This window comes from Brevibacillus porteri, assembly GCF_003013475.1.
GTDB lineage: Bacteria > Bacillota > Bacilli > Brevibacillales > Brevibacillaceae > Brevibacillus > Brevibacillus porteri.
This window is the reverse complement of the sequence record NZ_PXZO01000053.1, coordinates 24,715-44,628: the sequence shown is the minus strand read 5'-3', so window position 1 is coordinate 44,628 and position 19,914 is coordinate 24,715. Positions and strand designations below refer to the sequence as shown.

General features: G+C 47.3%; 17 protein-coding genes. 5 read left to right on the top strand and 12 right to left on the bottom strand.

The window, feature by feature from the left end; genetic code table 11:
* Positions 1-28: 28 nt before the first annotated feature.
* A complete protein-coding gene (locus C7R92_RS25090; RefSeq protein ID WP_106836031.1) occupies positions 29-1,285 on the top strand; it encodes an MFS transporter in 1,257 nt (418 codons plus the stop codon).
* Between the two features lie 138 nt (positions 1,286-1,423).
* Here the strand turns inward: C7R92_RS25090 and C7R92_RS25085 are convergent, their stop codons facing one another.
* Complete coding sequence (locus C7R92_RS25085; RefSeq protein ID WP_017250563.1) at positions 1,424-1,924, bottom strand: C40 family peptidase; 501 nt, start codon at positions 1,922-1,924, stop codon at positions 1,424-1,426.
* A 449-nt stretch (positions 1,925-2,373) separates the two neighbouring features.
* On the opposite strand from C7R92_RS25085, the gene trmB reads away from it, so the two are divergent.
* On the top strand, positions 2,374-3,018 hold the full coding sequence (trmB, locus tag C7R92_RS25075) for a tRNA (guanosine(46)-N7)-methyltransferase TrmB (RefSeq protein ID WP_106836030.1): 645 nt from the start codon (positions 2,374-2,376) through the stop codon (positions 3,016-3,018).
* A 348-nt stretch (positions 3,019-3,366) separates the two neighbouring features.
* Here the strand turns inward: trmB and C7R92_RS25065 are convergent, their stop codons facing one another.
* From C7R92_RS25065 to C7R92_RS25050, 4 genes are all read right to left on the bottom strand, one after another.
* A complete protein-coding gene (locus C7R92_RS25065; protein ID WP_017250566.1) occupies positions 3,367-4,065 on the bottom strand; it encodes a response regulator in 699 nt (232 codons plus the stop codon).
* Positions 4,043-5,674, bottom strand: coding sequence for an ATP-binding protein (locus C7R92_RS25060; RefSeq protein ID WP_425266661.1), 1,632 nt, complete (start codon positions 5,672-5,674; stop codon positions 4,043-4,045). Before C7R92_RS25060 ends, C7R92_RS25065 begins: the two co-directional genes overlap by 23 nt.
* A 102-nt stretch (positions 5,675-5,776) precedes the next feature.
* Complete coding sequence (locus C7R92_RS25055; RefSeq protein WP_106836028.1) at positions 5,777-7,087, bottom strand: CitMHS family transporter; 1,311 nt, start codon at positions 7,085-7,087, stop codon at positions 5,777-5,779.
* A 355-nt stretch (positions 7,088-7,442) separates the two neighbouring features.
* Positions 7,443-8,693: a M48 family metallopeptidase gene (locus tag C7R92_RS25050; protein WP_106836027.1), complete on the bottom strand. Its 1,251-nt coding sequence runs from the start codon at positions 8,691-8,693 to the stop codon at positions 7,443-7,445.
* Positions 8,694-8,922: 229 nt separating this feature from the next.
* On the opposite strand from C7R92_RS25050, the gene C7R92_RS25045 reads away from it, so the two are divergent.
* Complete coding sequence (locus C7R92_RS25045) at positions 8,923-9,759, top strand: MBL fold metallo-hydrolase (RefSeq protein WP_106836026.1); 837 nt, start codon at positions 8,923-8,925, stop codon at positions 9,757-9,759.
* A 62-nt stretch (positions 9,760-9,821) separates the two neighbouring features.
* The gene (locus C7R92_RS25040) at positions 9,822-10,157 is read left to right on the top strand and encodes a VOC family protein (protein ID WP_328141572.1); all 336 of its coding nucleotides are present in this window, start codon (positions 9,822-9,824) and stop codon (positions 10,155-10,157) included.
* Positions 10,158-10,169: 12 nt separating this feature from the next.
* Here the strand turns inward: C7R92_RS25040 and C7R92_RS33445 are convergent, their stop codons facing one another.
* From C7R92_RS33445 to C7R92_RS25010, 6 genes are all read right to left on the bottom strand, one after another.
* Positions 10,170-10,316, bottom strand: coding sequence for a DUF1541 domain-containing protein (locus C7R92_RS33445; RefSeq protein WP_106836025.1), 147 nt, complete (start codon positions 10,314-10,316; stop codon positions 10,170-10,172).
* A 24-nt stretch (positions 10,317-10,340) separates the two neighbouring features.
* Entirely contained in the window at positions 10,341-11,207 is an 867-nt protein-coding gene (locus C7R92_RS25030; RefSeq protein WP_106836024.1) for an ABC transporter permease subunit, read from the bottom strand.
* The gene (locus C7R92_RS25025) at positions 11,179-12,141 is read right to left on the bottom strand and encodes an ABC transporter ATP-binding protein (RefSeq protein WP_106836023.1); all 963 of its coding nucleotides are present in this window, start codon (positions 12,139-12,141) and stop codon (positions 11,179-11,181) included. Before C7R92_RS25025 ends, C7R92_RS25030 begins: the two co-directional genes overlap by 29 nt.
* A 90-nt stretch (positions 12,142-12,231) precedes the next feature.
* Positions 12,232-13,407, bottom strand: coding sequence for an anti-sigma factor family protein (locus C7R92_RS25020; RefSeq protein ID WP_106836022.1), 1,176 nt, complete (start codon positions 13,405-13,407; stop codon positions 12,232-12,234).
* Entirely contained in the window at positions 13,404-13,952 is a 549-nt protein-coding gene (locus C7R92_RS25015) for an RNA polymerase sigma factor SigX (RefSeq protein ID WP_106836021.1), read from the bottom strand. The genes C7R92_RS25020 and C7R92_RS25015 overlap by 4 nt, the downstream gene beginning before the upstream one ends.
* Positions 13,953-14,052: 100 nt before the next feature.
* Positions 14,053-14,772 carry an AAA family ATPase gene (locus C7R92_RS25010; protein WP_017250581.1) on the bottom strand — a complete coding sequence of 240 codons (720 nt, stop codon included), beginning with the start codon at positions 14,770-14,772 and terminating at the stop codon, positions 14,053-14,055.
* Between the two features lie 94 nt (positions 14,773-14,866).
* Between C7R92_RS25010 and C7R92_RS25005 the strand changes: the two genes are divergently transcribed.
* Positions 14,867-16,291: a L,D-transpeptidase gene (locus C7R92_RS25005; protein ID WP_106836020.1), complete on the top strand. Its 1,425-nt coding sequence runs from the start codon at positions 14,867-14,869 to the stop codon at positions 16,289-16,291.
* A gap of 143 nt (positions 16,292-16,434) precedes the next feature.
* Here C7R92_RS25005 and C7R92_RS25000 read toward each other — a convergent pair whose 3' ends face one another.
* Positions 16,435-19,752 (bottom strand): collagenase, encoded by a 3,318-nt coding sequence (locus C7R92_RS25000; protein ID WP_106836019.1) that lies wholly within the window; start codon positions 19,750-19,752, stop codon positions 16,435-16,437.
* Positions 19,753-19,914: the final 162 nt, after the last annotated feature.

Sequence of the window (19,914 nt, the reverse complement as noted above, 5' to 3'; positions counted from 1 at the left end):
CGGTTAATAATAAGGAGAGTGAATTTCCATGGAAGCTGTCCCCAAGCAATCTAGCCTTCCCTCGGCGGATACATCCCGCTTGTTTACGAAACCCTTTACCCTTCTTTGGTTGTCCGCCCTTTGTTCCGGACTCAGTATCTCACTCTTTCTTTTCTCGCAAACCTGGTATATCATCCAGGTTTTATCTCAGGAAGCCTCATTAGGCATCGTATTTATGGCGGCAACCATTCCCAGAATCGTCTTCATGCTCATAGGCGGAACGCTCGCTGATCGGATGAGCAAAAAGAGAATCCTGTCGATCACAAGCATGATGAAAGCATGTTTGATGCTGTTGCTTGGAGGTATCATCTGGTGGGGGTATTCCTCGCTTGCGCTGTTTGTTTGGTTCGCTTTCTTCTTCGGTACCATTGATGCCTTTTATTGGCCAGCTCAAAATTCGCTTATGCCGTCAATCGTACCCTCTTCTTCCCTTTTGCGTGCGAATTCGGTGCTGCAAACGACAAACCAAACCTCACAGCTGCTCGGTCCTGTTCTTGCCGGTTTTGTGATTGAGTGGGGAAGTTACCCCTTTTTATACGGCTTTGTTGGGCTGCTTCTTCTGGTTGCAAGTGTATCCGCATGGTGCATGCCGAAACAGGAACCAGCCATTCTTTCAAAACCACAGCAAAGGCTCAAGGAATCGATAAAGGAAAGCTTCTGTTATGTCAGGCAATCAAATTTCCTTCCCTTGCTATTGACCTCCATCATCTGCCTAAATGTATTTTTGATGGGCCCCTTATACATCGGCTTGCCGATTTTTGTAGATCAGGTGTTGTCTGGTTCTACCCTGCAGTACAGCTTTTTGGAAGGGGCACTCGCTTTTGGCATGCTTGCCGGGGCAATCGTGCTCGCACTCACGACACTGGGTCAAAACAGGTTGCAGATCGCCTTTCTTTTCATGATGATGCAAGCGCTTGTCTTCTTTGCTTTTAGTCTCACTCAACAGTTCTGGCTAAGCTTGCTTATTCTTTTTACGCTTGGCGTCACGTTTTCTCTCATTAATATTCCGATCCTCTCTTTTGTTCAGGAAAAGGTACCACAAGCCTCGTTGGGGAAAGTCATGAGTTTGGTCTCGCTCTCCTCTTTAGGTTTGCAGCCGATTTCACAGGCGATGACGAGTCTTTTGATCGCATGCGGACTAACGGCCAAGGAAGTGATGCTGCTTGCCTCCATCCCTCTCTTCATTGCTTCCTGTTTCTTTTATTGGCGGCAAAAGTACGCTCGGCCTGCAAAGAGATCCGATTGAATTATTCGCGAAAGCAAAAAGGATGATCTGCAATGGATCATCCCTCTTCCGTATCGTATTTACAAAACTTGCATATTCACTCTTCGCAACTTTACAGTGTGCGAGACGTATTAGTAAGTAGAGAGCCAAACGAGTAGATTACAAGACTCGCCGTGCCGAAACGAAGCGCTTCTCCCATGATGTGCCTTTAAAGGTCGAATACGTCACTCCTGGTTTTCCATATGTATGTAAGAGTTTGTTGTTGCCTGCATAAATCGCCACGTGTGTAATCCGTTTGGACGTCGTCGTTGTACTCGCCTTGAAGAACACCAGGTCTCCTTTTTTCAGGTTCGACTTGGACACACTCGTTCCTACCTTTGCTTGATCGCGAGAAGTGCGTGGTATGCTCTTGCCAACTGCGACTTTCAATACGCGCTGTGTAAAGGAAGAGCAATCAAATACAGCTGTGGTATTACTACTCGCACCGAATTTATAAGGCGTACCCATATACTTTCTTCCCGTGGCAATGACCTTGTCCGCCTTGGATTGTGTCCACGCAGCCTCGGCTACATTTTGCTCTCCTGGCAGTGGAGCGACAATCGCTGTGACTCCCAATGCTACTCCCATTACGATTCCTATGAGGGCTTTATGTAATTTCATGCTGTTCATCCTCCCTTTTCTTGTGAAAAAGATCCCTGCTCAACAAGGGACCATTTTATGCAAAGTTTGGCTGACTTCTCACTTGTTCTCTACTTTACCAAAGCCCACCCTCTATGAAATTACCAAAAACTTACCAAAAACTATTTTTCCAACTGGATACGATTACCGCTTGACGCCTTCGCGCTTGATTTAACAGGCATTCCTCAAATTTTCAGTCTATTTTCTTGCCATAATGTCCCTCTCAAATTGGCAAAATTTATCCAGCCCTCATTTGTTAAAATCCGCGTCCCATGCGACTTTCGTCCTAGTTCCGTTTACAAAAAACCCCTTTTCCCTCCTTTTTCACGTAATCTGCATTTGGAATCTCTCTTTCCTTTCTTCTCTCTCTACTTGCAACTAGCAGGGAGTCATCGTAAAGTAGATAGGAGTTCGTTTTGAAGGAGGCACATATGCGACTGCGTAACATTCCAGGTGCCGAAGCGGCCCTGAGAGAATATCCGACGTTCGTAGACAATCCCCTTTCCTATAAAGGAAATTGGAGGGAACGCTTCGGGAATAACAACCCGATTCATGTGGAGATCGGCTGTGGAAAAGGACGCTTCATTAATACACTGGCCGAGCGTCACCCTGACATCAATTTCATTGCGGTTGAACTGAAGGCGGAGGTCGTTCTGCGCGCTGTCCAGCGTACGGAGTACAAAACGGTTCCGAATCTGGCCTTTGTCCAGTACGACGCTTCCAAGTTGACCGAGTTGTTTGCCGATCATGAAATTTCTCGCATCTATCTGAACTTTAGTGATCCGTGGCCAAAAACCCGTCATGCGAAACGCCGTCTTACTTACAAAAACTTCTTGAACACCTATCGTCAGGTACTTGTAGAAGACGGCGAGATTCATATGAAGACAGACAACGAGAACCTTTTTGAGTTTTCACTCAACCAATTCGCTGCGGAACGCTTCCAGATGCGCAATATCACCTTTGACCTGCACCAGTCCAAGCTGGCGGCAGATAATGTAATGACGGAGTACGAGGAGCGCTTTTCTTCTCGTGGGCAGCGCATTTATCGGGTGGAAGCGAGCTGTGTGATTAAGTAGACCCTGGTTTGAGTCAACATAGGGGAGGAGAAGAAAAAGCACAGTTCTCTTCGACTCTGACACGCCAGCATGGGGGATTGACTGGCCGTCTCCATTTCAAAAAGGGGACCGTCGAGCCAAAGCCACCCTACGGGCGGAAGTTTTTCAAAGAAGAAGTGTTCGACAAGCGGGTCCCCTTTTTGAAGTTCCGACTAGGTAGGCGTTGTCAAGGTCTGCGAGATCTGTGCTTTTTCTTCTCGCCAGCTTTGTTTGTTCATCGGTACTTTCTAAATGCCTATCTAATACAAAAAGACCCTCCGCACTCTCAAGTAGGCTTTGAACCTTACTTGTGAGCACGGAGGGTTTTTATTATTCTTTTTGCCGACCGACGCTCTTGTATACGCGCTCTGGTCGTCCAACGACACCGTACGAAAGGTCTGCGATAGCGTCTCCTTTGGCTACTAAATATTCTAGGTATCGCCTTGCTGTTGAACGGCTAATGCCTGTTTCTTTGCTGACCAAATCCGTCGTAGCCTCCTGTATCTGCATGAGAAAGCCTGAAATCTTGTCCAACGTAATTTGATCAATTCCTTTGACTGCCCTTGTCTCGGTTGCCTTCTTTTGTCCCGTCCGGGTAATGAGCTCATCGATTTGGGCTTGACTGATCTGATCGGTGTCTTTTTTCCAATCACTCACCTTTTGCCTGAACTCCTGATAATTCCGTAACGTTTGTTGCAGGCGTGCAAAGATAAGTGGCTTGGTAATAAAATCGAATACGCCATAGCGGATCGCCTCTACGACCGCATCCACTTCTTTGGCTGCTGTCAGCATGATGACATCCGTTGTAGGGAACTGCTCCTTTATGATCGACAAAAAATCGAGGCCGTCCATATCCGGAAAATAAATGTCGAGCAACACGAGATCAGGCTGCAAAATTTCCATTTGGTCCTTGGCCTCTTGCCCATTCGTGGCAATGCCAATCACCTCGTACCCCTCCACTTTTTCCACGAAGCGTCGGTTTACCTCTGCGATTCTCAGGTCGTCTTCAATAATCAGTACCCGAATCATCAATAACGGCCTCCTTCCGATCTGCCGTGCGTGCGTCCTTTGGTATCGTCACAGTAAAAATCGTTCCGCCTACCGGATTTCCCGTATGTGTAATATTGCCGTGTACATGTAAAACAGCTTGTTTGACTAAGTGCAATCCGTAGCCATGATTCGGCTGCTGTTTGGTAGAGAAGCCCAGCTCAAAGATTCGTTCAGCATTTTCTTCGGAGATGCCTGGCCCCAGGTCCTCTACCTCTATGAGCAAGACCTCTTCCATATTGAGCAAAAAGATCGTGATGTCTGGTGCAAATGCACCTGGAGCTTTTACAGCGTCCATCGCATTATCTATCAAATTGCCAAGAATGACAATCAGCTGTGAGCGATCAATCGAGGCAGGAATGTCGCGGAAGTTGCTTTCCGGATCTATTTTCAATTCCACTTTGCGCTCGTTGGCTTGATTCAGCTTCCCAAGCAACAATCCACCTATCAGTGGGTCGGGAACTTCTTGCATAATAAACGTCGTATTGTGGACATGCACATTTAGCTCAGAAGAAATCGTTTCAATGGCTTCCTGATACGATTCAAGCTGGATGAGTCCTGATATGAGATGCAGTTTGTTGGAATACTCGTGCGTCTGGGAACGAAGGACTTCCGCGTACTCCTTTACCCGTGATAGCTCCTGTGTGACCTCGAACAGCTCGGACCGATTGCGAAAGCTCGCTACCGCGCCCATAACATGGCGCTCCTTATCCATAATCGGGACGCGGTTCACGACTAATACGTGCTCGTCCACATTCGTTTCGCGGTCAAATTCGGCTTTCCCAGTCTCAATCACCTCATGTAGGCCCAGCGAACGAACCAGCTCGTCCTGTTTGTCCATGATACTGTCTTTATCCTTCGCTTGCCCCAGCATATGGAGAGCCGTCTGATTCGCGAGCGTGATCGCCCCTTCCTTATTGATCGCCACAATGCCTTCACGAATCGATTCCAACACGGCTTGATTTTCCTGATACAATCGCCCGATTTGTTCAGGCTCCAAACCAAATATCGCTTTCTTTACATTCTGTGAAAGAATGAGCGTAGCCACCACACCCAAGAGCAAGGTGACGATGCCGATGACGAAGATTCGATTGCGATATGATTCAATCGTTTCATTTATATCCTCAAACAAAAAGCCGACAGAAACGACCCCCATCACCTTTCCTTCCTCATCATAGATCGGTGTCTTTCCTCTGAGTCCGGGGCCAAGCGAACCGACTGTCTCGGAGATGATGGATTGCCCCTCAAATACTGCCTCATTGTCGCCTCCCACCATCTTTTTGCCGATCTGCTCTGGATCAGGATGTGAATAGCGGATGCTTTGCAAATTTCCCACTGTGATAAAAGCCGCATTCGTGTCCACGCGTATTTTTTCCACGATTGGATTGATAATCTTGGCAGGATCTTCTGCGTCAAACGCCTGTTTGATCTCGGACATCTGCGCGACGGTCTTGGCGGTATGCAGCGCGCGCGTCCCGATCTCATGCTCTAATACGCCCGCCAGCATCTGTTCAAACATCGTACCGAGTATGACCGTCACACCAAAAAGGAGCGAGCAAATAATCAACATCAGCTTGCTGTGAAAACGCACATCGTTCCCTCCTCTTCTTCTCATTGTATCTCATTTCGCTCGATGACGAAAAAAGAGGCCATGAACAGGCCTCTTTTCTTATTTCTTCCTTCTTATAGTTGACTAGAATGAGATGACTCCGGTAAGAAGAGCAAGCGCAATCATTACGATCGATGTTCCAAACGCCCATTTCAGGATGAACTTTTGGGTTTCCGCATAATCGACCCCAACCATTCCGATCAACAGGTACTGTGCTGCAAACAACGGGCTGAGTACATGCAGCGGTTGACCCAGGATGGAAGCGCGACCAATTTCCGCTGGATCGATTCCGTAAGCTGCTGCCGCATTTGCCAGGATGGGAACGATCCCGAAGTAATACGCATCATTAGACATGAAATATGTGAATGGCATGCTTGTCAGCGCCACGAGTAGAGGCATATGAGAACCAAGTGAATCTGGAATCCAGGAAACGAGTGTGCTCGCCATTGCATCGATCATTTTCGTTTCAGTCAGGATGCCTGTAAAGATTCCCGCAGCGAAAACCATGGATACCGTAGCCAGTGCGTTAGCTGCGTGCGATGCAATCCGCTCTTTCTGATCTTGCATTTTCGGGTAGTTAATAAACAGGGCTATGGCAAAAGCGAGCATGAACATCGTCGGCAGTGGCAAGAAGCTCGTAATCAGACCGACCATCAGGGCTGCTGTCAACAACAGATTGAACCAGATCAGGCGCGGACGTTTCAGTGCAGCAGTCTCATCCGTAGCCGCTACTTCTTGTCCTGCAAGCGATTGCAAATCTTCATCTGGTATCTCAATAATCCCCAGACGCTTGCGCTCTTGTTTGCCCAAAATACAGGCTACGATCATAACCCACGCAATTCCGCCAATCATCACAGGAATAACAGGGACGAAAATCTCAGAAACATCCATATGGAGTACACTCATGACACGTGCTGTTGGTCCACCCCAAGGCGTCATGTTCATGACACCGAGTGCGAGCATCGGCATGACGGCCAAAATCATCGGTCTAATTCCCAGCTTGCGATACAAAGGCAGCATCGCGGTAACGGTAATCATATACGTCGTGGTTCCATCTCCATCCAATGCGACCAAGGTAGCGAGAATCGCTGTACCTACAATCACCTTCAGTGGGTCACCCTTCACCATTTTCACGATTTTCTTAATTAATGGATCAAACAGACCCGCATCCATCATGACTCCAAAATATAGAATGGCGAACAACAGCATAATTCCCGTAGGCGCAATTTTCTTGATACCTGCAAGCATCATGTCGCCAATTTCTGTCGCACCAAATCCGCTAATTAACGCAAAAACAACAGGAACAACAATCAAAGCAACCAATGCCGAAAGCCGTCTCGACATAATCAAGTACATGAAAACGGCTACCATGAGAAATCCAAGTAATGCCAGCATACGCTAGTTCCCCCTTGCAAGAATGCGCTTACAATGATGTTGTAGCAACCATTACGAATGCGCTGTCATATTGTGCTGTCATTATAACAATGTTCGTAAAAATCCGAATAGAATATGCGCATAAACTGTTTTAACCGCATTTCCTCTATTAACATCATAAAAATCACGACATGCGCATATGGTGATCGGCCATACAAGTACATAAAAAAAGGCCCCACCTGAGAGAGAAGAGCTCCCAGGCAAGGCCTTTTCGTCCATTCAGCGTTTTGCACCCGAACAACCAACAATCACATTACAACCATAAGGAGAATCATTTGGACAGAAATAATCATCGAGAAGCCTTACGTCCGTCAAATTAAACGAGCTTGGCGCGATAGTCATCTATGATTCGATGCTCCATTTTTTCCTGTAGGTGGTCGGTCATTTCCTGGCATATCCGGTTGTATTCCCAATCGGATATCTTATAAGCAGGAGGAGCATCTTGATGCAGCAGCATGGCGATCCGCATATGAGTCGCAGGGTGTGTCGTGTCCATGCTTTGTTGACTTCTTTCCAGGATGCGCACTATGCGCATTTTTTCCTTTCCAGGCAGCTTAGAAAAAGTCTCATGCAAATGCTGACCCAGTGTCATACTTTGCTTCTGCAAGGAATGTCTCGCGATCAGTGGCTCCACCACATCGTTCATGTGGATGATCTGCAGCAGGGAAATGAGATGCTGGCTGCCTGTAAGCTGAGCCGCCATACGATCCGCCTCATATTCAGCACGTTGACTCTGATTCCAATAAAGATGAATGAGAACAGCCAGCAAACGATAGGGAATCCAAAGTAGAAGCCGCATGATGCCTCTGCTGAACGTGGCGATGAATGAAAAATGGTATTCATCATCCTCGTCTTGGATTGGGTCAAGCAAATCGCACCAATTCAGGAGAATACGCTGTGCATGCGATACCAGAGCGCTCCGCCTAATGTCATTGTTACGGCAATGAGCCAGCTCATGGGCAAGCAGTGCGGTCAACTCTCCCGGTGTGCACGCAAACAATAGTGGATAACCGATGACAACCACCCTCCTTCTGCGCCATCCATATTCAGTGGTATACGCCTCATAGTAAGGAGAGAGCGCGAACTGTATTCTTTTTTCGACCCCCATCTTTTGCGCCACGGTTTCAAATATCTTCATGGTGGTTGGGTGTTCATCAGCATTCAAAAGAATGGTCATTTTCGGAAACGGATGGGGTCGAGGCCGCGACAACCATGCGAACAGGAGGACTAGCAGACAGCTTATGAGGATAAAGGGGCTGCTATACCAGGCGACAAGTCCGTACAAAGAAAAGAGAAAGCCTGCAACGGAACATCCGATAACGACGAGTGAGTAAGCGGATGCCACTCTCTCGCTCACCCCCTGTTTGGTTACGAGCTCGGTGCGGCCCTTTAGCTCTTTGAATAAGGCTTGACCGTATGTATCACGCATTTTCCTCTCAAGGCGCTCCCAAGCTTTACCTTGGCGTTCTTTCGATGGAACCGCTAGATTCCAGTCACAGTGTTCACACCAAAACGGATATCCTTCGTTTGCCTCGATTTGTGCTCCACAAGAAGGACAAGGCTTCACTGAATCATTCCTCCTCTGCGCCTGTTTCGTCTACAAGGCGCTGTCTGACAGCATTCTACCACGAGTAACTGTTCCTGATAAGATAGTTTGGAAATATAATCCACCCGGCAATTGGGATAAAGTAATTAGTGTTGAATGAAATGTAGTGACAGAAATTTCGGTATAATATAATTGCTTGGTTTTGTGAAGGGACATTAGATCTTTATGACATGAAGAGGAGGATATCTCAATGAAATTAACAGTGCTGGTTGATAATAACACTTACATCGACCGCTACTTTGTTGGTGAGCCAGCTGTTTCTTATTTAATCGAAGATGAAGATAAGAGGATACTGTTCGACGTAGGATACTCAGATGCGTTCATTCGCAATTCAGAAAAGATGAGAATTGATTTGAGAAAACTTGATTACGTTGCGCTGTCACATGGACATAACGATCATACCTGGGGATTAGATCCGCTCATTCGAATGTTTTCTGAAGCGAAACTTGAACAATTAGAATTCAGACTTCCAACCATTATTGCTCATCCCGATGTATTCTACAGCAAACTCTTGAATGGTGAAGAAATAGGGAGTTTGCTAACTGCTGAGAAAATCAGTAGGCATTTTAAATTGGAATATACCAAAAAGCCGTTGTGGCTGACGGAGAAGTTGGTCTTCTTAGGTGAAATTGAAAGGACTATGCCTTTTGAAGCAGATAACGCTATTGGACACATTGCAAGAGATGGCGAAATCTCAGAGGACTACCTGCTGGATGATTCTGCACTGGTTTATAAAGCTGAAAACGGACTTGTCATCATTGTTGCATGTTCACACTCAGGAATCTGCAATACCATTGAATATGCCAAAAAAGTTTGTGGAGACGATAGAATTCTCGATATAATCGGAGGATTTCATCTGCTAAACCCTGGAGAATATCAGATGAATAAAACCGTGGAATATTTTCAGACTGTCAAACCGAAATATTTACATGCTTGTCATTGTACAGATTTGAAATCGAAAATTGCATTATCAGATGTGGCGAATGTATTGGAGGTTGGAGTGGGTTTAACTCTTGAATTTAAATGAGACTCATTAAGCTAACAGGCGATGATTCGAAGGCTGAATGCCGACGACACCATCCGAAAGGAATGCGCGGCTTATGTGAAAGAATGGAACGATTTCAAGCCATATATGAAGACGAGGTCTCGTCGGTGTTTAACTTCGGGAATATGAGCGTGAACCTTTTAGATATTTCCGAGTCACACGAATTGATGAAACCGGGAATAGTCGCAACGCGTGAATCCGGATTCCGTTTCCTACTCACCATTTGGGTCGATGACGTGGATGAGGTCTGTAAAGAATTGAAAAAACGTGGGGTTGCTCTACTAAACGGTCCGATCGACCGGCCGTGGGGAGTGCGAACGGCTTCATTCGTCGATCCGGCAGGACATGCCTGGGAGATCGCGAAACAAATATGTTGTTGAAATTCTCTTCTCTTATTTAGCGGATAGCTCGCTGCCTACAAACCATTTATGGTTTTCTTGACTTCTCCGCCCGTTGTCGGCGTGTAGTGGCAGCATATAGACAGTGGTTTGCTCGGCTGGATCAATAGACCCAGCTTTCGAAAAGAAAAAGAACGGCACGAATCAGCCGTTCTCTTGTTTTTCTTATACATCTCGTTTTTGAAACACTCGAATGGACAGCCCCAACGCGACGATGCCATAGAGAACCGTGTAGAAGAGCATAGCAGTACTCGGCGGAGAAGTCGTACCGAAAATGCCTTGCGAAGCAAAGGACAACGGATCGTCAGCCGAATCAAATAGCGAAAGCGTCGCTTGCCTGAACAATGAATCAGCTGGAAAGAGCAGACTGGAAATAATCCCGATATTGGTAAGCGAGCTATTGCTAAAGACCGCACCAAGCTGCTCAATAAAGCCGCCAACGAAGCTGATCCCGTACAGAATGATCAGGATAATACCACCCGTCACTGTTGTGGTGATACTGCTTAAAAGCATAGCTACACAGACAAGAATGATCGGCATGCTAACGAAGAAGGCAGCTGCTTTCAGCATTTGTCCAGCATCCACCTGAACAGCCAGCATACCTTCACCTACCCATTGGTTGATCCCCAATAGTCCGAGGAACATCAGGAGTGCGTACAACCCCAGCATACTCGCCAACCCGAAAAATTTCCCCAGCACATATTTGTAGCGAGGAAGCGCTCGTGCCAGCCACGTATCGATTTGATGGCTTTCAATTTCAGAGGCAATGCTTCCTACACTGCTCAAAATTGCCAGGAGTGCCGTAATCACAGAACCAAAGTACAAGCCCATGCCCAGTATCTGCGTGGAGAGAACCTGCTTTTCCAACAATCTCTCCACGCTAGCGGCTCCTAGCATCTCCTTCATTTCTTTAACCGCATAGCCGGTTGCCAGTCCAAACAACAGCAGGAAGGCCAGCGACATGATCAGCGTAATCGTGAAAATACGCTTGGAGATCATTTCTCTATACGTGATTTTGATGATCGGCCACATGTCGTTCTCCCTCCTTTCTCTGCACCCAATACAGGAATACGTCTTCCAGTGATTGCTGCTTGCGCACGACTTCATGAACCGAAACTCCGGATGCTATCAACTGTTGCAAGAGAGCCGGCACTCGATTGTCTTGATCCAGGGTCATCAACCAAGAATCACGGTCTTCTTCTTGTCTGACGAGTTGGCTCGCTGTGACGAAGGAAGGAAGCACATTCTGAAGACTTCCACTGGCCTTGTCCACTGTCAGCTCAATTTGTGGCTGAACACTGCTCAGTTTACGCCATTCGCCATGGACAACCAACTCGCTGCGGTGAATGATCCCAACGTGATTGCACACGCTCTCCATTTCGCTCAGTAAATGGCTGTTGAGAAACATCGTCTTTCCTTGGTCACGCAGCCGCGCGATCAGCTCACGTACTTCCTTTCGCCCGATTGGGTCCAGTGCGGAGGTCGGCTCATCGAGGAAGATCAGCTCTGGATCGGATAAGAGGGCGCAGGCAATCCCGATACGCTGCTGCATGCCTTTGGAATAGCCCCGGATGCGTTCACGCTCACGTCCAGCCATTCCGACCAGCTCGACGACATTTTTTATCACTGATTTGCTCTCGCGATGTGTTAATCCACACAACTCGGCATGATGCTCCAAGAGCTGCTGGCCCGTCAACCAATCAGGATAGCGGAACAGCTCAGGCAAGTACCCTACCTTTTTTAGCGATTCTACACTGCCAATCGGCTGCCCAAGCATAACCGCTTTGCCATCCGTCGGGTGCAATAACCCGAGCATCGTCCTGACAAAGGTACTTTTACCCGCTCCATTTTGACCGAGGAAACCAAATACGGAGCCGCGTGGTACTTGTAGCGTAATATTTTTGCAGCCGGCTTTCCCGTTATATTGCTTGGTCAACTCCCAGGTCTCTATCACATAATCTGACATCGCTTACCTCACTTTCTCCATTGCAAACGGGACAAAGCAGAGCCCTCCTTTTTTCAGGAAAACTCTGCCAATGCCCCACTATTTGTTTACTTATTTCAGTTGTTTTGCGAAATCCAACAGCCCATCAGCGTTCTTTTCGCTGCCTTCCAGCATGTGAATCTGTCCATCCTGTTGCCACATCAAATGTGCATTGTATTTACCTGTGATCAGCATTCCGTTTTGACCGTTCACTTTTACTTCCTTCATCTTGCTCTCGCCGTCTGCCATGTATGGCACCGGGAGGGTATGCTGCCAGTCTTCGATACTAATCATCTGCTTTTTCACTTGATCCGGAATGAACGGCAGGGCCAAAAGTGTCTCGCGAAGCTGTGCCAGATCAACTCCCTCTGGAGCAGTAAGCTCAGGTGCGTCCATGACAGAATAGCCATAGCTTTCTTTTCCTGCGGTCATCCAGACGTTCTGCATCTGTGGGATCTTCAAGGAGAAGCGTTTGCCACTCAGCTTTTCATCAAAGCGCGCCTCTACCTGCAATTGCCCCAGTAGCTTGTTTGCACGATCGGCATCGATTTCCAAATGCATGGTGTAAGGGGAATTGACGTTTACGCTATCCACCGTGACATCCTTCGGCAGCTGTAGCAGCTTCACGCCAGCCTTTTCAGCGGCTTCCTTGCTGTTGTAATAATAGTTTCTTTGCTCGAGCTTTTCTTGATCGTTTTCATCTATCCAGATTTTTCCGATCCCATTCAGTTCCATCTCGCCCACATTGCCGTTTGCGATCCATTGTTCCAGCTCTCGCAAATCCTCTTGCGTCACTTTGACAAACTCTACTTTATCCATACGGAAAATGGACAGAAAATCGTTCGCTGCTGCTTGTACTTGGGGGAAAGAAAGGGACACTGCCAATACTGCTGCTGCCGAAGCACCTGTCACCCATCTTTTTGTTTGCTTGTTCATCTGATTCCAGCTCCTTCTGATTGTTGCTCGATTGGTTATCATTTGTCGCTCTTGTGCATATGTGTCAGTCGTTTTCTCGATTGTTTGCGAAAATCGCTGCCACGCTGCTTCCGTATTGACCTTCACATCGTTTTTCTCGGAAAAAGCATGCTCCATTTTCTCACGCGTCCAGCTATCCAAAGCGGACAGTTCGTCCAGCTGTGTACGGCAGGTTTCACAGTACTCCAGATGAAGCAGGAATTGCTCACTTTCTTTTGAGCTGCATTCACCGTCTAAGAACGCCTGGACAAAGCCTGTATCGGCACATTTCATTCCTCTTCCCCCCTCATCCGGCCATAGATGGTACGAAATTTACTTTTCGCTCTGGCGAGGAGTGTTCCCACCGAGCTGATCTGCGTGCCAGTCGCTTTCGCTAACTCCGCATAAGGAAATCCGGAATATTTCATGACCAGTAAGGTTCGTTCCCGCTCGTCTAGCTCCTCTAGCACTTCGCGAACGATACTCTGGGACTCTTTTGCAAGCCACATTTCTTCTGTAGAAGGGCTGACATGCTCTTGCTCAGATGCACTTCGCTCTTGTCTTGCGTACCTGCGTTTTTCTGAACGAAGATAATTGTACGCTGCGTAGAGCGCGGACTTGGACAGCCATGCCGGGATATGTTCGATCACCGAGCGATCAGTATGGTAAAAGGAGAGAAATACATCCTGTGCAATATCTTCTGCCGTTTGTTGATCTTTCACAATACGCATGATCTGTCTGACCACAAACGGATAATAGGTTGTAAACATTTCTTGAAAGGAATCTGCTTGATCCTCTACTCGAGCATGGTTCATCACCAGGTTTGCTTGCACCTCCACTGGATTCCTCCTTCCTGCGTGCGCCATTGACGAATGCCTCTACTGCTTCGTTCATCTAATAGAAACCGCCAAGACGATTTTTGTGACAGGAAAGATCAAATTATTTTTCATTTAAAAAGATAGCCGGATTCTCTAGGAATCTCCGCGTTAATTGATAGTGCTCCGTGTCCCGATAATTCACCTCTTGGACGGGGGATTCATCGAAATTGAGAATTTTTGCGTCTGGGTAGCCCAGTAGTATCGGTGAATGCGTCGCGATGATAAATTGTGCCCCTTCCTCCACCAAGTCCTGCATGAGGTACAGGAAGGCAATCTGACGCTTGGGCGACAAAGCAGCCTCGGGCTCGTCTAATAAATAAATACCCCTACCATTGAAACGGTTAGCAAATAGAGCGAAAAAAGATTCTCCGTGTGACTGATTATGCAGAGAACGTCCGCCGTAGCCAGAATATCCTGTGCCACGAATGCGCTCCGTCTCGTCAATATGACTGGCAAAATGATAGAAGCTCTCCGCCCGTAGAAAAAAGCCATTCGTCATTTTGGGTAGCCAGGAAAGACGTATGTAGTCACCCAAGCTCGAATCCGAGCGATCTACGTCATAATAATTGTTCCGCGACCCACCAGCTGTATGAAACCCGCATTGATAGGCAACCCCTTCGAGCATCGTAGATTTACCAGAGCCATTTTCTCCTACGAAAAAAGTGACACTCGCTTCAAGGTCAATCGTTTTCAGCTTGCGCAAGGATGGCAGGTGAAACGGATATTCTTTCGTATTAGGAAATTCCTCACGCAGCAGCTTGATCGTTCGCAAATAGACCATTTTTACCTCCACTCTCATTATTTTCCCGACTCACGCCGATACATCCTTATAAGGGCGCCTTTTTAACGCTCATTTATTTGGGGGAGAAGTATCCGTGGACAAGGTTTCCTTTCTTCAGGAAAAAAGTACATTTCATATGAAATATCCGGATCAGAGCGACCTCGCCTTTTACCGGTGGTATACGACTCAGTATCCAACCGAAGCCATCGGCTGGTTTCACCTTGGCCAAGAACGGGAGACACAAGGAAATACAGAACAGGCTCTCGAAGCGTACAGGCGTGGTCTGGTATCCAAGCAAGGCTCGTACTACAACGAGACCCGTGACGCTTATCAACGACTACTGCGGGAGCGACAGCGCAATACGTTGGGCCATCGAACACGTTTACTCTTGGCGTCACTCTTGTTTCTCTATTTTCAATTCGCTTTTTCACCAGGACCGTTGAGAGATGCGTCAACCAAGACAACGCCACAGGCTGCCAAACAGCCCGTACCGACAACTGCACAAACGCAGCCACATGTCGAGGTCATCGCAGTTCCTCCAACACTCAGTGCCCGTGAGCTATCTGAGCAGGTCCGGCGCTATGTAGAGTCACGGCGTCCTGCTCTTACGCAGCCTTTTACAGTGATGGTTGTCCCAGAAGTGCCTGGTTCGCCGTTGTTTCGTCCCTTGCTGTTTTATCAGCCGCGCGAAGTTCGAGGCATCTTGCGTTACAATCCGACGAGTCGGACTGTTCTCAGTGAAAAATGGTGGGAGAAACCTGTGCAGTTGGAACGAGAACCGACACTTGCCACAGGTAAGACAGAACTCACGGATGAGCAGCTAACCCTCCAGCATGTACTGATCTTGCGAAACGCCTTGTATCGCTATTATCAGCAAACGGGTACGTTGCCTGCCCAGCTGTCTGATCTGGCTGGCGCTTATCCAGGGAATTATTTGCCGCAAATTCCAGTACCACCAAAGAGACTTTTGCTCAAAAGCTATCCGTATCATCCCAAAGCTTTCTTGCCAGAGTCCGCATGGGACAGCTTGCGCAATGTGCTGCCGCTTCCCGGCTATCCGGAGCCAGTGGCGCCTTTCGAACCGTTACAGCTTCACTTGACTACCTCGACACATACGATGAAGCTCATCAGCGGTTCCCATCTGGTACGCAGCTATCCCGTAGCCATAGGCAAAAACGGTTCTACACCCGAAGGCTACTATACCATTCAACAAAAAATCAATCAGCCCCGCGGACATGACAATATTTATGGAACGAGGGGCATGGTCTTTCAGGAGAACGGGTATGCCATCCACGGGACAAACCATCCCGAGAGCATCGGCTCATCTGTTTCGCTCGGATGTGTTCGCTTGTACAATGCCGCTGTCGAGGAGCTGTACAGCTTTGTTTCATTAGGGACAGAATTCATTATCTCCAATGCCCCGTCCTCTGCCCAGCCTTGGAGCAACCCTGTTCCATTCGTTCTCCCGGCTGGCCCTGAGGAAGAGACACCACAAGTCATTTACAATTGGCTCCATTAATTCTTTAGGCTACGTAAAGAAAAGACGTACGGAACGCTATCCCGTTACGCGCTGATTTTTACCAGACGTTTATTAGACGGAAAAAGCCCTTCTATCCCATTTAAAAAAGGGGGAGAAAGGGCTTTTTTCGTTTGATTGGGGGATTACTCTGCGTTTACGATAACTCTGTACGGAATCGTCGTGTTGTTCGTGTTGTAGACTAACAAGTAATATTTCCCTGGTTTTGCCTCAAATTCTCCAGTCAATTTCTTACCTGCGTTTTCGGGGTAGGCCAGATACGTATCGAGATCATCTTCATGGAACACCACCCAGTTTAAGCCTTCGTCCTTCTCGCTACTTACCGTAACTTGAACGATCCCTTCCTCTTTAACCTGAATGAGGTACGTGTCCTTGTCATCTGTACGATCGGTTTGACCACTTATCTCTTCGCCCAATCGTAGCACATTAGCCTCATCGAATGAATTGTTTGGCTCCGTTTCGGATGGTTCTGATTCTTCTTCTGGCAATTCAGCGGTTACTTTGTATGGAATGGTTTCACCGTTAAAGTTGTACACGGACAAATAATAGGTACCCGGAGATGCTTCAAACTCACCGGAGAGCTTTTTTCCTGAGGTATTGGGGTAAGCGACATATTGATTCAGATCATCCTCGTGGTGAACGACCCAGTTCAAACCAGAATCATGCTCACTCGATACGTTGATTTTCACTGTTCCGTTGCCCAATACTTTCAAAGCAAAAATGTCCTTGTCGTCTTGTTTGCTTGTTTGACCACTCAATTCCACATTGCTTTTCAACAGATTTGCCTCTGAAAAGCTGTTGTTTGGCTCTTGTTCCTTTTCTCCAATTTCTCCACCCTGCTCCTCGATCGTGATGCTCATCGATTTCGCAGTAACCGCTCCTTTGTCATCCGTTACTCGCAGTTTCACGGTATATTCTCCCTTATTTTCGTAGACATGCGTAGGATTGGCCTCACTGCTGCTTGTGCCATCTCCAAATTCCCACAGATAGGATACGATGCTACCATCCGGATCGGAGCTTCCGTTACTGCTGAATGCAACCTCCTCGTTTACGGCTGCTTTTGACGGACCGTTCATGACAATAACAGGCGGCTGATTCTCCCCATCTCCTTGTTCTGGAAGTACCCCGTGGAAGGTGACATCATATTCAAACTGATTGGACGCATTTACTCTGTAGTTGGTAAAGTAGGCGGTTACGGTTTTGTAGCCGTTCCATGGATGGGAAGTAAGTGTGGTTAGAAACTCGTCTGTGATGCGACTCATCGTTTCCCAGTCTTTCTTCTCCCCTTCTGCCTGCGTACCCGTGTACGTCCCTGTTAACGTAAAGGTTTGGAAGAACCCTGAATCGTGCCTTTTGGTAGACACATTTTGCAATCCGGTGACATCTTCAATTTCCCGGAAGATTTCCGCACTTGCTTTGGGGGACGGCGTTACCAGATAATCATCCGACACCAGCGGCACGGTCAGATCAGGATAGCTGTCTACCAACCATTCCATGGTACGGTGGTAATCCCGATTTAGCTCTGAATCATTGCTAAGCGTACGGATTAACTGGTCATAACCGTCAACGTTATTGGCCTCTATGTAGTCCATGATATCATCGAGCTTGTTCCAGTCCTCTTTCATCATGTGATACTGCAAGGCGTATGAATACGTATAAAAGTCCCACGAGCCGTAGCGTGCGTGCAAGGTTTGAGACGCCGTGTACCAATTTTTTTGTCCAAAGCGAATCAGATTGTTGACCATGGATTTTCGAGGCAGAATACCTGTTGTTCGCGTGGAGCCTGCAAAGAGTTCCGCCCCTCCTTCTTCAAACCACGACAGTCTCTCGTCTCTGTAAATCGGGCCTTCATTCCACAAACCAGGTATAGCGTAGCGCCCTTGCAAATAGTGCGTGAACTCATGACGGAACAATTCTTCTAGTGTGTACGTACTCTGCTGCGGTGTTCGTTCGTAAGTGAAGAAAGTTCCTCTCCCTTCGATATACATACCCCCGTTGTCTGTTTCATAGCCATACAGGGGGTTGTTCATCTTGTACTCTGAAGGACTATTGTAAAGGACGATGGTCAAAATATCGTCGGGGTTCCCTTCTTCCATCGGTTCATCTCGTCCTGCCATCCGATGAAACTGAGCTTTTACCTCTTTTGCCGCCCAATATAACCGTTTCACTTTTTCTTCTGTGACATCTCCACCTGTTTTCATGACGATGCTTCCGTCATCAAACGCATATTCTTTGGGCAGATATTTTTCGATGGCATCCTCACGAATCTTGTTAAACTGGATGTCCCTTCCCTGCGCATCTTTTCCGCCATAGACCGTCTGGATCAGCTTCGCTACCTGCATATACTGTAGTCCCACATACGGATAAAGCTCTAACGCTTCTGTGAGGACCTCGTTACCCTTATTCGGATTGGAATGGTATTCTCCCAAATAAGCACTGTGATAAAAACCATTGTCGAGGACCCATTCTTTCGCTTCATCTGTATCGCCATGCAAGGCGAGATTTCCCAACTCGTTCAGATACGTATCTATTTTGCCGTAAAACTCCTGTTGCTTGGTTGGTTCATCCACTCTCCACATCAGAATATAGCTAAACTGGCTCATGATACGGAAAACAGCATCACCCGCACTCCGCTGCGTAATGAAAGTACCCATTTGTTCTTCGTATTGACGGATGATCGGTGCAGCTTTCTCCACGAGGGAAGCGCTTACAAAAGTGTTTCCGATAAGCCCACCAAATGCACCTACTACCTCATTTTGAGCATCTGTCCCTAATTTGAAATTCGGATTGTCTGCAATGGCTTGCAAAGCAGGGAACACTTTTTGATGCTCGCTTCTCTGATTGAGATAGGATAATTCCTGATGGTAGTAGCCGAGGTAATATCCAGAGCGAAGCACCTCAACCAAGGTGTCAATTCCTTTGGAATCGCTGCTGGAGTATTGTGTGCCTCTGACTTGCAATGCGTCAATGATGGCTTGAACGCGCTGACGATCGTTGTAAAAGGCATACGAATCGGGGGTAAAATCAAATAATTCAGGAATCTGCTCCCAGTTGATCGTCACCAGTACATTGACCAATTCGTCGTAGCTGAGCTTGTTCAAATCGGACATCGCGTACTTTTCGACATTTGCCTTCATGCTCCGTTGCTGTTCGTTAGAAGGCTCTTGCTCCTCTACATTCCAGGTCGGCTCCACTGGATGCGGATATTCTCCTGCTTCGTCACTGGATTGATGCTGAAACGAGGTGATCGGGTCCAGCTTTCTCTCCACATATTTTCCAGAAGGCGGAACGTTTTGACTCTCATCCCTACCGATCGTACTTGCATAATCGTTGACTGCCAAGGCTTGGACAGGACTACCAACCATCCCCAATAGAAATGATGTCGAGAGAAGGACACCAGCCATCATGCGGCTAGTGTGTACTGTGTCACGCTTTTTCTTCATGAATGAGCAAACCTCCTTTGAATGGTAACCGCATTTTCGTTTGTTGCGAGGAACCGTATTTTTTGTTTTGTGCAGATTCACCTTCTCTCCATTTGGAATGTAATAAAATACACGCTGTTAAAATTGCAATTATGGTGCCAATACATATAACAGAAAAGAAGA